At 68.0% G+C, this 14,494-nt stretch carries 13 protein-coding genes; 3 read left to right on the forward strand and 10 right to left on the reverse strand.

Annotated elements, in window-relative coordinates; genetic code table 11:
* Positions 1-98: 98 nt before the first annotated feature.
* Together E4L96_RS02890 and E4L96_RS02895 are read right to left on the reverse strand one after the other, a co-directional pair.
* Positions 99-1,373 (reverse strand): MFS transporter, encoded by a 1,275-nt coding sequence (locus E4L96_RS02890; protein ID WP_135205732.1) that lies wholly within the window; start codon positions 1,371-1,373, stop codon positions 99-101.
* A gap of 10 nt (positions 1,374-1,383) precedes the next feature.
* Positions 1,384-1,830, reverse strand: coding sequence for a MarR family winged helix-turn-helix transcriptional regulator (locus E4L96_RS02895; RefSeq protein ID WP_181017575.1), 447 nt, complete (start codon positions 1,828-1,830; stop codon positions 1,384-1,386).
* Positions 1,831-1,948: 118 nt separating this feature from the next.
* Here E4L96_RS02895 and E4L96_RS02900 point away from each other — a divergent pair, with 118 nt between their 5' ends.
* Both E4L96_RS02900 and E4L96_RS02905 read left to right on the forward strand, forming a co-directional pair.
* Positions 1,949-3,595, forward strand: a complete 1,647-nt coding sequence (locus E4L96_RS02900; protein WP_135205733.1) for a VRR-NUC domain-containing protein — start codon at positions 1,949-1,951, stop codon at positions 3,593-3,595.
* Positions 3,592-5,844 carry an ATP-dependent DNA helicase gene (locus E4L96_RS02905; RefSeq protein WP_135205734.1) on the forward strand — a complete coding sequence of 751 codons (2,253 nt, stop codon included), beginning with the start codon at positions 3,592-3,594 and terminating at the stop codon, positions 5,842-5,844. The genes E4L96_RS02900 and E4L96_RS02905 overlap by 4 nt, the downstream gene beginning before the upstream one ends.
* Here the strand turns inward: E4L96_RS02905 and E4L96_RS02910 are convergent.
* From E4L96_RS02910 to E4L96_RS02930, 5 genes are all read right to left on the reverse strand, one after another.
* Complete coding sequence (locus tag E4L96_RS02910; RefSeq protein WP_135205735.1) at positions 5,825-6,562, reverse strand: LytR/AlgR family response regulator transcription factor; 738 nt, start codon at positions 6,560-6,562, stop codon at positions 5,825-5,827. The two genes, E4L96_RS02905 and E4L96_RS02910, sit on opposite strands and share 20 nt — an antisense overlap.
* Before the next feature lie 2 nt (positions 6,563-6,564).
* Positions 6,565-7,638, reverse strand: coding sequence for a sensor histidine kinase (locus tag E4L96_RS02915; protein ID WP_135205736.1), 1,074 nt, complete (start codon positions 7,636-7,638; stop codon positions 6,565-6,567).
* Positions 7,638-8,393: a LiaI-LiaF-like domain-containing protein gene (locus E4L96_RS02920; RefSeq protein WP_135205737.1), complete on the reverse strand. Its 756-nt coding sequence runs from the start codon at positions 8,391-8,393 to the stop codon at positions 7,638-7,640. The genes E4L96_RS02915 and E4L96_RS02920 overlap by 1 nt, the downstream gene beginning before the upstream one ends.
* Positions 8,386-8,706 (reverse strand): LiaF transmembrane domain-containing protein, encoded by a 321-nt coding sequence (locus tag E4L96_RS02925; RefSeq protein ID WP_135205738.1) that lies wholly within the window; start codon positions 8,704-8,706, stop codon positions 8,386-8,388. The genes E4L96_RS02920 and E4L96_RS02925 overlap by 8 nt, the downstream gene beginning before the upstream one ends.
* A 181-nt stretch (positions 8,707-8,887) precedes the next feature.
* Positions 8,888-9,493, reverse strand: coding sequence for a LysE/ArgO family amino acid transporter (locus tag E4L96_RS02930; protein WP_135205739.1), 606 nt, complete (start codon positions 9,491-9,493; stop codon positions 8,888-8,890).
* Positions 9,494-9,572: 79 nt separating this feature from the next.
* Here E4L96_RS02930 and E4L96_RS02935 point away from each other — a divergent pair, with 79 nt between their 5' ends.
* Entirely contained in the window at positions 9,573-10,493 is a 921-nt protein-coding gene (locus E4L96_RS02935; RefSeq protein WP_135205740.1) for a LysR family transcriptional regulator ArgP, read from the forward strand.
* Between the two features lie 21 nt (positions 10,494-10,514).
* On the opposite strand, the gene E4L96_RS23475 is transcribed toward E4L96_RS02935, so the two are convergent.
* From E4L96_RS23475 to E4L96_RS02945, 3 genes are all read right to left on the reverse strand, one after another.
* The gene (locus E4L96_RS23475; RefSeq protein WP_167758585.1) at positions 10,515-10,691 is read right to left on the reverse strand and encodes a hypothetical protein; all 177 of its coding nucleotides are present in this window, start codon (positions 10,689-10,691) and stop codon (positions 10,515-10,517) included.
* A 92-nt stretch (positions 10,692-10,783) separates the two neighbouring features.
* Positions 10,784-12,949: a TonB-dependent receptor plug domain-containing protein gene (locus E4L96_RS02940; RefSeq protein ID WP_135205741.1), complete on the reverse strand. Its 2,166-nt coding sequence runs from the start codon at positions 12,947-12,949 to the stop codon at positions 10,784-10,786.
* A gap of 4 nt (positions 12,950-12,953) precedes the next feature.
* The coding region (locus E4L96_RS02945; RefSeq protein WP_135205742.1) for a M23/M56 family metallopeptidase at positions 12,954-14,494 on the reverse strand (1,541 nt) is incomplete at its 5' end.

A 14,494-nucleotide genomic window follows, 5' to 3' on the forward strand; every position in this document is an offset into this window, starting at 1 on the left:
CGCGCGCACCGCCAGCGCCGCCGGTCGCGTTGGCGCCATCCTCGGCCGCCAGGCCAGCCGCCCGGCAGGGAATTAGCGCGGCATCGGCCACCGCGCCATCACGCCGGGTTGCGCGACTCGGTGCCGATCTGGCCGATGGGCGTCATCAGCCATGCGGCGGCGGCCAGCAGGATCAGGACCACGCCGGACGCGCCAAACAGCTCCGGCAGCGACACGTAGCGCAGCAGATACCCCGTGCACGCCGCCGACAGCGGCGCGAGCCCCATCAGGATGAACATGAAGATGCTCATCGCCCGCCCCATCATCTGCGGCGGCACCCTTCCCTGCAGCCAGGTGAACACCGCCACCTGAATGAACCCGCCCAATGCCCCGATGAGTGCCAGCAGCAGGACACCCTGCCACAGCGACTCCACCATGCCCAGAGGCGCCAGCAGCATCCCCGCCACTGCATCCACGCCCAGCACCAGCAAGCCAAACCGCCCCATGCTCCGCTTGCCGAACACAGACGACGCGATCATCCCGGCCAAAGCCCCCGCACCATGCGCCGCCATCAGCACCCCGAACGCGGATGCCCCCTGCATATGGTCCCGCGCCAGGACCGGCAGCGCCACCTGCGTCGCCCCGCCAATGAGGAAGGACACCACGCCCCAGTACATCAGGCAAGACCGCAGCGGCACATCGCGCCACACCATCGCCAGCCCCGCGCCAATGGAGCGCAGCAGCTGCCCTTCCGGCTCGCGCTTCGCATCGGCCAGCAGGCGCACCTGCATCAGCGTCCAGGTGGACACGAGGAAGGTCGCACAGTCGAACGCAAACGCATAGCCGAGCGCCCGCAGGCTGGTGCCTTCAGACGCACTGCCACCCGCCAGCGCAATCAGCAGCGCCGCCAGCAGCGGCCCGGCCAGCATGGATAGCTGCCGAAGGCTCATCATCATCCCGTTGGACGCCTGCAGGTGTGTGCGCTCGACCGCCTGCGGCATCAGCGACGTTGCCGAGGGAATCCCGAAGGCCTGCGCCAGCCCGATCCCGAGCGCCAGCAGATTCACCTGCCATAGCTGCGGGTGGCCGCTCAAAGTCAGCGCTGCCAGAAGCCCCAACAGCCCCGCACTCACCACCTTCGACAGCAGCGCCACCGACTTGGGCGAATACCGGTCCACCAGCGCCCCGCCGACCAGGATGAACACCGCGCGCGGCACGCCCATGAGGGCCAGCACCACACCCAGGGCCGCCGGATCGTCCGTCAGCCGCAACACCAGCCAGGGCAAGGCAATCAGCGTGAACTGGTCGCCCAGCATGGACAGCACACCGCCGCCGATCAGCCACCTGAAATTCGGATTGCGCAGCAGCGCCGCGCGCGCATTCGTCGTCGTCATCGCCATCCCCTCAACGTGCCGGGCCGGCGAGCGGCGCCAGCACCGTCGCCAGCACATCCAGCTGGTCGCGGTCCGCCTGCAGCAGCATCTCTTCCGCCACCTCGGCCGCCGTCTTGAGCGCGTTATCGAGCAGCTCATGGCCCTCCGCCGTGATCACTGCGTAGCCGATGCGCGCATCGCGCGGGTCCGACTGGCGCGCCACCCAGCCCGTCTTCTCCAGCGGGAGCAGGCTGCGGGTGACGCCGGACGCCGTGAGGCCCAGGCGGTCCGCCAGGTCCACGCGCCGCAGCCGTCCGCCCGGCGCGCGCGCCAGGTGCAGCAGCAGCGTGAAATCGTTGAAACTCAGCCCATGGTGCCCGCCGAGCACCGCGTCCATGCGCCGCCCGATGGTCGCGTAGGCGCGCGCCAGCCGCAGGCAAAAATCGAGCTGCGGCGTCAATTTGCTTTCGTCTTCCATGATAAATCCATGATATATGTTTGAGTGCGCAAGTATATCAAGCAAAGATGACCAGCGCAAGCGCTTTCCCGCTATACTGTATGGATTCACAGTAGCAGCCCTCCGCAGCACCCTCCCCATGATTCGCCAGCTCGACAACCCGCTCTATTACCTGGACAACTTCCACCAGGTGCTGGACTGGATCGCCGCGCGCTATCCGGACCTGCTGACGGACGACGAGCACGCCTTCCTGGCCGCCTTCCCCACCCTGCCCCAGCCCGCGCGCGCCCTGTTTGTGCGGATGGTGATGCGCAAGGGGACCGTTTTCCGCGCCAGCAAACTGAATTACGCCGAAATCGGCTGCCCGGTCGAAGCCGCGCGCCATCTCGCGCCCACCGGCTGGATCGAGCACGACCCGCAGCTCACGCTGGACGAACTGTTCGCCCTCCTCACCAAGGCCGAACTGTGCGCCGTCTTCGGCCTGTCGGGCCATGAGCAGGCCGCGCGTAAACCCGAACAGCTGGCGGCCCTGCGCACCGTGTTTGCCGACCCCCGCGCCTTCTCCGCCTGGTGCAAGGACAGCCCGGACACCGCCTTCCGCATCCTCGCCAAGCCGCTGTGCGACCGCCTGCGGCTGATCTTTTTCGGGAACCTGCGCCAGGACTGGACCGAATTCGTGCTGTCCGAGCTGGGCGTCTACAAGTTCGAGCAGGTCGAGTTCTCCGAGTCCTCGCGCGCCTTCCGCTCGCGCCGCGACGTGGACCTCTACATGGCGCTTCACACCTGCAAGGAGCGCTTCCGCGAGGGCGAACCGCTCGATGATGTGCTGCGCGACGTGCCGCCCGAGGTGCGGGACAACGACTGGCTGCGCGGCCGCCGCGAAAAGCTGATGTACCAGATCGGCCAGCACTACGAAAAGCTGAAGGACTGGAAGAACGCGCACGCCGTGTATGCGGACTGCCGCTACCCCGGCGCCCGCGCGCGCGCCATCCGCGTGCTCGAAAAGGACGAGCAGTACAAGCAGGCGTGGGATCTGCTCTCGCACGCGCAGCAGCAGCCCGAAAGCGACGCCGAACGCCAGCACGTGCTGCGCATCGCCCCGCGCCTGCGCCGCAAGCTCGGTCACATGCGCGAGCCCGCGGCCAAGGTGCCGGTGGTGCGCATCGACCTCTCCTTGCCGATGCCGCAGGGCGACTGGTGGGTCGAGGGCGTGGTGCGCGAGCACCTGCATCGCGACGAGGCACCGGTCTTTTATGTCGAGAATACCCTGATCAACGGCCTGTTCGGGCTCCTGTGCTGGCAGCCCGTGTTCATGGCGCTGCCGGGCGCCTTCTTCCACCCCTTCCATCACGAGCCGGCGGACCTGTACTCGCCCGACTTCTACCCGCGCCGCGAGCGCGAGTTCCGCGCCTGCTTCGCGCAGCTGGAGTCGGACGAGTACCGCGCCACCATCCTGCGCAACTTCGAGGACAAGCACGGCATCCAGTCGCCCTTCGTGGTCTGGCCCTACCTGAGCGAAGAGCTGCTGCAGATGGCGCTCGACTGCATCCCGCCCGCGCACCTGAAGCGCGCCTTCGAACGTATCCTCGCGGACATCAAGGCCAATCGCAGCGGCTTTCCGGACCTGATCCAGTTCTGGCCCGCCGAGCGGCGCTACCACATGATCGAAGTGAAGGGCCCCGGCGACCGCCTGCAGGACAACCAGCTGCGCTGGATCGAGTACTGCGCCGCGCACCAGATGCCGGTGTCGGTGTGCTACCTGACCTGGGCCGAGTCGACGTCATGAGTTATGTGGTTGCGGTGCGCGCCCTGTGCGAGTTCACTGCCAAGCAGGGCGACCTCGATACCCGCTTCACGCCCTCGCCCACCGGGCAGGAAGGCATCCTCGGGCACCAAGTGGTGACGGGGCGGCGCGGCCCGCACTACCAGGCGGAGGTCAGCCTGGCGCTGGACCACGGCCCGCTGCACGTGCGCGGCCGCGCGGACGGCTACGACCCGGACGCCAATCTGCTGGAAGAGATCAAGACCCACCGCGGTGACGTGGCCCGTGTGCCGGACAACCACCGCCACCTGCACTGGGCACAGGCGCGCGTGTACGGCTACATGATGTGCCGCCAGCTGAACCTCAGCGAGATCAATCTGGCGCTGGTCTACTTCGACATCGGGCGCCAGACGGAGACGGTGCTGAAGGAGACGCGAAGCGTGGCCGAACTGGAAGCCATCTTCGCGGAACTGTGCGGCCGCTTTATCGCGTGGGCCGAGCAGGAGGCGGCGCACCGCGTGGCACGCGATGCGGCGTTGGCGCAGCTGGACTTTCCGTTTCCCGATTTCCGCCCGGGCCAGCGGCAGCTCGCGCAAGCCATCTGGCAGGCCAACACCAGCGCGCGCTGCCTGCTGGCCCAAGCGCCGACCGGCATCGGCAAGACCATCGGCAGCCTGTTCCCGGCTCTGAAGGCGGCGCCGGCGCAAAAGCTGGACAAGCTGTTCTTCCTGGCCGCGAAGACGCCCGGCCGCCGCCTCGCACTGGATGCGGCGCAGACGCTCAAGCGCGGCGGCGTAGTGCCGCTGCGCGTGGTCGAAATGGTCGCGCGGGACAAAGCCTGCGAACATCCGGACAAGGCCTGCCACGGCGAATCCTGCCCGTTGGCGCAAGGTTTCTACGACCGCCTGCCCGCGGCGCGCCAGGCCGCGCTGGGGGTCGACCAGCTGGACCGCGAGGGCCTGCGTTCGGTCGCGCTGGCGCACGACGTCTGTCCGTACTACCTGGGCAGCGAAATGGCGCGTTGGGCGGACCTCGTGGTGGGCGACTATAACTACTACTTCGACGGCGGCGCGATGCTGTTCGCGCTCACCCTCATCAACGGCTGGCGCGCGAGCGTACTATGCGACGAAGCGCACAATATGGTCAACCGCGCCCGCGCCATGTACACGGCTGACCTGGACCGCGGTGCCCTGCGCGCCGCGCGCAAGACGGCGCCGCCGCTGGTGCGCCGCGCGCTGGACCGCGTGGGCCGCGCGTGGCCCGTCAGCGAAGAGCCGTACGAAGTGGTGGACAGTATCCCTGAGAAGCTGGTCTCCGAACTGCAAGGCGCCACCAGCGCCATCACCGATTGGCTGGCCGAGAACCCCATGCCGCTGGACCCGGACCTGCAGCGCTTCTACTTCGACGCCTTGCAGTTCGTACGCCTCTCCGAGCAGTTTGCGGACCATTCGCTGTTCGACATCACGCGCCACGGCAGCCGCGATTCCACGCTCTGCATCCGCAACGTGGTGCCCGCGAGCTTCCTCAAGCCTCGCTTCGCGCTGGCGCATTCGGTGACGCTGTTTTCCGCTACGCTGAGCCCTTGGAACTATTTTGCGGATACGCTGGGCATGCCGGAATCCACCGCCTGGATCGATGTGGAATCGCCCTTTGAAGCGAGCCAGCTGGCCGTGCACGTGGTGCGCCGCATTTCCACGCGCTACCAGCACCGTGCCCGCTCGGTGGCGCCGATTGCGGAGCTGATCGCGCGCCAGTACGCGAGCCAGCCGGGGAATTACCTCGCCTTCTTCAGCAGCTTCGATTACCTGGAACAGGTGGCCGATGCCTTTGCCACCGCCTCGCCCGGGATCCCGATGTGGCGCCAGGCGCGCCGCATGAACGAGGCCGAGCGCGAGGACTTTCTCGCCCGCTTTGAAGCGGGTGGCCGTGGCATCGGCTTTGCGGTGCTGGGCGGCTCGTTCGGGGAAGGCATCGATCTGCCGGGCGACCGCCTGATCGGCGCCTTCATCGCCACCCTCGGCCTGCCGCAGGTGAACCCGGTGAATGAACAGATCCGCGAGCGCATGGAGCGCATCTTTGGCGCGGGCTACGACTACACCTATCTCTACCCCGGCATGCAGAAAGTGGTGCAGGCGGCGGGCCGCGTGATCCGCTCGCAGTCGGACCGCGGCGTGGTCTACCTGATCGACGACCGCTTCGCCCAGCCGCAGGTGCGCGAGCTGCTGCCGCGCTGGTGGAGCGCCACCGCCCAGCTTATTGAAGCAGCGCCCTGACCTTTTGGTAGCCGGAGCGGCTGACCGGCACCACCTTGCCGTCCTGGAGCACCGCCTGGTGCGAATCCTTGGTGGCCTGCTCGATGCGCGCGATGCGCTCCACGTTGACGATGTAGGAACGGTGGATGCGCAGGAAGCGCGCGGGGTCGAGCTGGGTTTCCAGTTCGGACAGGGTCTGGCTCTTGAGGTAGGTGCGGCCTTCGGAACGGATCTCGATGTAGTCGTCCTGCGCTTCGATCACATCCACCTTCTCGGCCGGGATCACATGCACGCGAGCGCCGTCGCGGATCAGGATGCGCTCCAGCGGGCCGTTGCGCACGGCGGCCTCGGTGACCATCTGCTGCACGGCCGTCTGCGGCGCAGGCGTGCCGATGCTGGCGCGCGCGTGGGCCAGGGCTTCGTCCAGCCGCTGCTGGGTAAAGGGCTTGAGCAGGTAGTCGATGGCGTGGACTTCGAAGGCCTTGACCGCGTACTGGTCGTAGGCGGTGACGAAGATGTAGCGCGGCTTGCGCCCCGCCAGCTCGACGACCTCGAAGCCATCCAGCTTGGGCATCTGGATGTCGAGGAAGACCAGGTCCGGCTCCAGCTCCGTGATCGCCTTCACGGCCTCGAAGCCGTTGGCGCATTCGGCCACCACCTCCACGTCCGCATGGGCGCGCAGGTATTCGCGCATCAGGCCGCGTGCCAGTTCTTCATCATCGACGACGATTGCCCGCATTGTCAGTCTCCCGTTTTCGCTGTTTCTACTGTCTCCGCGGGGAGGTTCAGCTCCACCCGGAACGTATTGTTTTCCCTGGCCCAGCTCACGGCCGCGTCGTGCGCGTACACATTGGCCAGGCGCTGGCGCACGTTGGCCAGGCCCATGGTGTTGCCTTTGCGGGCCGGCGCGTCCGCATCCACATCGTTTTCGACCGCCACGCGCAGCCGGGTACCGTCGCGGCGCGCCTGCACGCGGATGACGCCGCCTTCCGGCAGGCCGCCGATGCCGTGTTTGACCGCGTTTTCCACCAACGGTTGCAGAATCAGGGGCGGCAGCAGGCAGGCGGCTGCGTCGTCTTCGATCGTCATCTCGGAGCGCAGGCGGGTGCCGAAGCGCACCTGCTCGATGGCGAGGAAGTCCGCGGCCAGCCGCGCCTCCTCGCGCACCGCCACCTTGCGCTGCGCATCCAGGCCGAGGGTGCGGCGAAAGAAGTCGGAGAGCTGCACTGTCATCTGCCGGGCGCGCGCCGCGTCGATGCTGGTCAGCGCGCTGATGGAATTCAGGCTGTTGAAGAGGAAGTGCGGGTCGACCTGGGTGCGCAGCAGGCGCAGTTCCGCGTCCTGCGCGAGCAGTTTGGATTCGAGCTCGCGGCGCTCGGCGGCGCGGGTGCGGTCGAATTCAATCACCAGATAGTGGCCCAGCACGCACAGGCCATACAGCACCACCGCGAGGCCGAACAGCATCGAACGCAGCGCCGGACCGACGGTGACGCCGTAGCCGCCGCTGGCCAGCACCGTGTCCCAGAACAGCGCCCCTCCCGTCCACGCGGCGGCGGCGATGCCCGCGGTGGTGGCGAAGACCAGCAGCACATGGGGACGGAACTGCCCGGACAAGGGATAGGCGCGGCACAGATACATGGCCGAGAAGCCCGCCGCAATTGCATACAGCACCGTGAGCGGCAGCGCGAAGGCCAGAGCGTTGGGCCACGCGGCCCCACTGACCCCGGCCACCAGCCCCGCCAGCACGAGGCCCAGCAGCAGCCATACCAGCAGGTAGAGCAGCATGCCGCGCCGCGTGCCGAAGGGCCCCAGCATCAGTTACGCACCTCGACGCCGCCCATCACCGCGTAGCCGCGTACGATCAGCTTCTTGGTGCCGTCGGCCTGCAAGGTGCGCCGCGAGTCCATGCCGCCCAGGATGGCGGTACCGGCGGTGACCACGGTCCATTCGGTCGGCACGCGGATCTCGATGCCGCCCATCAGCGCAAAGACGTTGATGGTCGCTTCGCTGCCGGCCATCTTGGCGTCGCGCAGATCCAGCTGACAGCCGCCCATGATGGCGGTGGCTTCGCCGCCGCGGAAGTTATCGGTGCGGATCGGGCGATCGAAGCCGCCGAGGATCGCGGTGACGTCGATCAGGCCATCGGCCGGGCCGTCCTTGGACAGCGTGGGGCCGGCGGCGCCGGGAGTGGCGGTGGCGCCGGTGGCGTCGGTGCTGCCATGCACGCGGCGGCGGCTCTCGGAGGACTTGAGCAGCAGCCCGGCACCACCCGCGATCAGCAGCAGCGGCCACAGGGTATTCCAGCTGAAATACCAGAAGCCCATGCGGCTGAGGACCATAAAGAGGCCCACGCCGACCAGGATCGCGCCCGTCATCAAGCCGCTTGAATTGCGGCTGTCATACATCTTGATGATGCCGAACATGATGAAGACGGCGGGCCAGAAGCGCAGGACGTTGCGAATTTCGAGAAAGCCCAGGTTATCGACCAGGAACAGCACGCCGAGGACGATCACGCCCACGCCGAGCAAGACCTGCGAGGGCACACTGCGGCCGAAGTGGTAGTCATTCATGGTGGGGCTCCTTGTTACCGGCAAAGCTGCGTGCGACGATCGGTTCCAGCACCAACTGCACGCCCCAGAAGATCAGCAGGTACGGCCAGGCGTTCATCCACGTGAGGCCATACATCCCCTGCAGCACGGCGTACAGCCACAGACCGAAGAAGATCTGGCCGAGGGCGCGCATGAAGTCACGCGGAGTCGGGTAGCCGACCATGCGGGCCGCCCCGGAGACGACGAACAGGAACGGCCAATAATCCCAGAAGTCGTACAGGTTGATGACGCCCACCTGGTGCAGCAGGAAACCGACGCCGACGGCGATCAGCATGAAGCCCCAAACCGCCTGGCCACGCCAGTTCTGGGTGAATTTGTGTGAACATCCGTGTCTCACGGTAGCCTCCCTCGTTAAAAACATGCTCAGGTTACAGGGTTGGCTAGAGCGAGGAAACGGCTTTTCGGCGAACGCCGGTCGCCGGGCGGCGAATGGCGAAGGATTCGGCGGGTGGCGCTCAGCGGCCGCTGGCTACCGAGACGGCCAGCGCGAGCATGGTGCAGCCGGTGAGCGCATCGATGCATTTCCAGGCCACGGGGCGGGCGAACAGCGGCGAGAGGCGCGTGGCGCCATAGCCGAGGAGCGTGAACCAGACCGCCGACGCGGTCATGGCGCCAAGCGCGAAGTGGAGGCGCTGGCCGTCCGGCTGTGCGCCGCCCACGGCGCCGAGCAGCACCACCGTATCGAGGTAAACGTGAGGATTCAGCAGCGACAGCGCGCAGACGGCGGCGAAGGCCTGGCGCGCGGACATCGCCTGCTCCCCGGCCTTGGCGTGCAGGGCTCCTGACGTGAACAAGGCGCGCCAGCTGCGCAGGCCATACCAGAGCAGAAAGGCCGCTCCGCCCCAGCGCGCGCCGGCCAGCAGCAGCGGGGAGGACTGCACCAGCACGCCCATCCCGGCGACGCCCAAAACGATCAAGGCCATGTCGATGGCGATGCAAGTGGCAACCGTGAGGCCGACGTGGCTGCGCAGGAGGCCCATGCGCAGTACGTGCGCGTTCTGCGCACCGATGGCGATGATCAGGCCCGCGCCGAGAAAGAGTCCATGGAGATAAGTGTTCATGCGGCGCAGTGTCGCTTGCGCGGCGGCGGTTTGTGAAGTATTTTTAAACGAATTCGATTTCGTTTAATTCTTCTTAACCATGCTCGATAGCCGAAAGGGCGAAGCGCTGCTCGCCGTGATCGACACCGGGGGCTTCGATACCGCCGCCGCACTGCTGCACCTGACCACCTCCGCCGTGTCGCAACGCGTCGGCGCGCTCGAAGAAGAACTGGGCGCGATCCTGGTCGTGCGCGGACGGCCGTGCCGGGCCACGCGCGAAGGCGAGCAGCTGGTGCAGTACCTGCGCCGCGCACGCCTGCTGGAAGCGGAATATCTCGCGGCGCGCGACGGCAGTTCCGGCCACCCGGTGAGCATCCCGATCGCCACCAACAACGACACGCTGGAGACCTGGCTGCTCACCGGGATTGCGGACTTCCTCGCGCGCGAGCACATCGTCCTCGACATCACGCTCGATGACCAGGACCACACCTACGACTTGCTCGCGCAAGGCCAGGCGCTGGCCGCCGTCTCGAGCCACGCCGATCCGATGCGCGGCTGCACGGCGGAGAAGCTGGGATCGATGCGCTACCGGATGCTGGCCTCACCCGCCTTCATCGCCCGCTGGTTCGCGAACGGCTTCACGCGCGACGCGGCACGGCGCGCGCCGCTGCTGGTCTTCAACCGCAAGGACGACCTGCAGGCCGAGTTCCTGCAACGCGTGCTTGGGTTGCCGCCGGGGAGCTACCCCTGCCACTACCTGCCCGCCAGCGGCCCATTCCTGCGTGGAGTGGAACTGGGCATCGGCTACGCGATGGTGCCGGAGCAGCAGTACCTCGACCAGCTGGAGCGCGGGACCCTGGTCGATCTGGCGCCGGGCCAGTTCACGGACGTGCCGCTCCACTGGCACGCGTGGAAGGTGCAGTCGCCCGCACTGGAACGGCTCAGCGCCGCCATCATCGCGGCGGGCCACGCAGTCCTGCGGCAGGACATGAAAAAGGCCCGCACGCGGCGGGCCTCCTGATGTGTTGATGCACGCTTGAGGTCAGGCTGGCGGCAGGGCCAGGACCGCGGTCGGTGCACCCTTCTGCTGGTGGCGGTACTTGGCGCGGGCGATGGCCTGCTTGACGGCCTCGCGTGCGCGGTTGGCGTTCTTGATGGCCTTCTTTTCGGCCTTGCTGCGGTGCTGGGCAATGTCCTTGTTCCCAATGCGCTTGGTCATGGTGACTCCTTTCGCGTTTTTCATGTGCTGAGGTCATTATCGGCAGCCCGGCAGGGGCTCGAAATAGGACGGCGGCACCTGAGCGTGTAGGACTAGTTCGCCAGACGATGCTCATACTGCAGGCGCCAGATCGGATGCGTCCTGTCGTGGCTCCAGCGCAGCGATGCGCCCTCGTAGACATCCGCCGACGTCTCGGTGCGATGCAGGAGATTGGTGCCCGTCAGGCGCAGGGTGCTGCGCGGGTCGACGGTCCACGCGACGTTGAAGTCGAGCAGGCGGCTGGGCGCCGACCAGGCCAGCCAGCGGTCCGACATGCGGGAAGGCCCGCCGCCTTGCACATTGAGATTGGCGCCCATGGTGAACGGGCGGCCGCGTGGGCGCCAGTCCAGGCCCAGGGTCGCGGACCACGGCACCTGGCCGTCGATGCGGTTGTCCGGGCCGGGCACCTGTTCGATACGGGACCAGTTGCGCGTGAGGCCGAGGCGCGTGGCCAGCTGGCCATAGTCCTGCCGGAATTCGAGCTCCACGCCGTGCGTATCCGCGCGGCCAGCGTTGGCGGAATCGGTGATCCACACGCCCGCCTGCTCATACACGCGGCGCAGGATCACGCCATCGATGCGGCGGGCGTACGCGCTCAGGGACAGCAGGCCACTCTTGCCGAGATAGTGCTCGTAGGCGAGGTCCAGGCCCCACGCGCGTTCCGGGCCCAGCGCCGGATTGCCCTGAGCGTCCGGGTTGGTCGGGCTGTTGTCGTTGTCGACGGTGTAGCGGCGCGGGACCATCTTGGCCAGTTCGGGCATCTTGTAGGTGCGCGCAAAACTGACGCGGAATTGGCGTTGCGGGGCGAACTTCCACAGTGCGTTGAGCATGGGACTCGCGCCCTCCTCCCAGCGCAGGCCGGGCGACACGGTCCAGCCATGCGGCAGCTCGGCCTCCCATTGCACGAAGACGGCATCGCGGCGCAGGGCGGCACCGAAAGTTTCATCGGTGGCGCTGTCGATGCCGGCGCTGACGGCCGTGCGAATCTGCTCCGCGCGCGATTCGTCGCGGTGGCTGCGGGCGACGTCCCAGCCGGCGACCAGGGGACCGCTGGTGTATTTGCCGGTGAAAGTGAAGCCGCGTTCAGCGACGCCGCCTTGCACGTCGCGGCGCACTGTGTTTGCGCCGCCCTGCCCTTCGAACCAGAAGGTCTGGCGGCGGTGCAGGGTGTCCAGGATCGTGCGCACGTCCCAGCGCGCGCCATCTGGCAGCTTGCGGGTCCAGGTGAGGTCCGAGCGCAGCGTGGTCGGCTCGAAGATGTTGTGTGAGGCGTTGAGCGGATACGCGGTGCCCGCGCCGCTCAGCAGATCCTCGTGGCTGCCGAATGGGTTGCTGGTGCGGCCCGTGCGGGCGAAGCCTTGCCAGGTCCAGGCGCCGAACGTCAGGCGCGGTGCGAGCGTGAGCCAGATGCGCTCCCATGATTCGGCCATGTGCTCGATACGGTGGCCGCTGGGGTCCACCACTTCGTCCATGATGTGGCGGGCGCCGTGCTGGCGGTCTAGCGTGACCGAGAGCGTGCGGCCTGCGGTGGCGCTGGTCCATGAGGCCTTCTGGCCGATGCGGCCATCCATCGACGTGATGGCAGCGTTCCAGTCCGCGCTGGATGTCGACGGCTTGCGGCGCAGGACGATGTTGATGCTGCCGGCGATGCCTTGCGCTGACATGTCGGCGCTGGGGGAGCGCAGGACTTCGATGCGTTCGACGGCGTCGGGCGGGAGCGAGTCGAGCGCGAAGCCGTTGGGCACGGGCTCACCGTTCAGCAGCAGCTGGGTGTAGCCGTTGCCGAGGCCACGCAGGCGCACCTCGCCACGCACCACGGTCACGCCGGGGACGCGGCCCAAAGCGGTGCTCAGCGAGGCGTCGCCGAAGGCCGCCAGCTCGTCATGCGTCACGGTGGCGACGGCGTTGGTGGCGTTGCGGCGCTGGTCCAGTCGGGAGGCGTTGACCTGGACTTGCGGGGCGCTCGCCGGTTGCGGCGTGGGTTGCGGCTGGGGCGCGATTGCGGCCAGCGGCGAGACGGCCAGCGGCGCGGCGGCCTGCTGTACGACGGTCTGCTCTGCGGCGGTCTGCTGTGCGGCGGAATGCTGCGCGGCGGCTTGCTGGGCGGCGTGTTGCTGCGCGCCGGGTTGGAGTTGCGGTGCTGCGGTTTGCGTTTCGTAGGCGTGAGTCTGCCCCGCCGCGGTCAGGGCCGCGGCCATCATCAACTTCTGGAAGGTCATGGAGTTACCGCGTGGCGCGGCCTTTGAGTGCGTTGGCAGTGGCGTTGGCGGTCAGCGAGCCAAGCACAGTTTCGGGGTCGACCTGGGCGCCGCGGTCCCACACTTCAAAGTGCAGGTGTGGGCCGGTGGCGCGACCGGTGGCGCCGGTGTAGCCGATGATGTCGCCCTTGGCGACGCGGGCGCCGCGCCTGACGAGCTGTTTGTCCAGGTGGGCGTACAGGGTCTGCATGTCATCGTCGTGGCGCAGGATGATCACCTTGCCGTACTTGGCCTGCCCTTGCCAGCGGTCGGTGACGGTATCGACGATGCCGTCGGCCGGAGCGTGGATCGGCGTGCCCCGGCTGGCGGCGATGTCGATGCCGCCATGCGGGTGGCCGCGCAAGGCCGATGGCGCGCCATAGAAGCTGCTGATGCGCATGCGGTCCAGCGGCGCGCTCCATGCGATGGCTTGCGGGCTGGTTTGCGAGGCGGCGCGCAAGGCGTTCGGCTTGGCCGGGGTGGCCGCGACGGGGGCCTGGCTGGCCAGTGCTGGCTGCAGCAGGACGCCGGCGGCGGCCAGGATCGCGACGCCGGTCAGCACGAACGGCAGCGCGGTGCGGCCATGCTGCGGCAGGCCGGTGCGCATGGCGGCGATGCGCTGGGCCATGGAGCTGGCATCGCTACCGAAGGCCAGGGCCAAGCTATGCGGGGCCTGGGCTTGCAGCTTCAGTTGCGCGACCAAAGCAGCAGCGTAGGACTTGCGCTCGGCGGGAGTGCGCTGGGCCAGGACTTCGGCGTCGCAGCCCAGTTCCTGCGCCCAGTCCAGGCGGGCGCCGAGGGCACGCATGGCGGGGTTGAACCAGCAGATCGCGTCCATGGCGAGGCGCATGGCACGCAGCCATGGATCACGGCGGCGCAAATGGGTACGTTCGTGTTCGATGATCAGGGCTTGCTGGGTGGGCGTAAAGCTGCGCAGGTGCGCGGGAACCAGGATGACGGGGTGGCGCAGGCCGGCCAGCATCGGGGAGATGGGGGCGTCGACTTCGAGCACGCCGTCGGTGGAGGGGCTGGCGGCGGCCATCAGCGTACGCAGCGCGGCGCGGGCTTGCACGATGCGGACCGCGCGCCAGGCGACGCCGCCGACGTACAGCGCGAGCCAGCACCAGGCGGCGGTGCGCAGGCACAGCGCGGGGAAGCTGTTCTCGCGCGCCCATTCGGCCGAGAAGCGGTTGGCCAGCGCAAGGCGGGCTCGCATCCGCTCGGCGTAGGTCGCCGGCACGGCGGCGGTACTGGTCATGCTGGCGGAACTGGACGCACTGGCGTTGGCGTTGACGTCGCCTCCGGGGAGCACGTCCGCGGACACTATTTGGCGCGGTGCCGCTTCGGCGGGCTCGCTGGACGGGATCGCGGGCAGGCCGGCGGACCAGAATTCGACGCGCCCGGCGGGCTCGCTGGCCGGAGGCGCAGGAGCCACGGCGGGTGCGGAGGCAGCGGCACCGGCGGTACGATGGACGGCCGCATCGAAGGTGGCCGCTTCCGTGACGTGGCGCAGCGGTGGCGTGGACA

Source organism: Zemynaea arenosa (genome assembly GCF_004614185.1).
Taxonomy (GTDB): Bacteria; Pseudomonadota; Gammaproteobacteria; order Burkholderiales; family Burkholderiaceae_D; genus Telluria; species Telluria arenosa.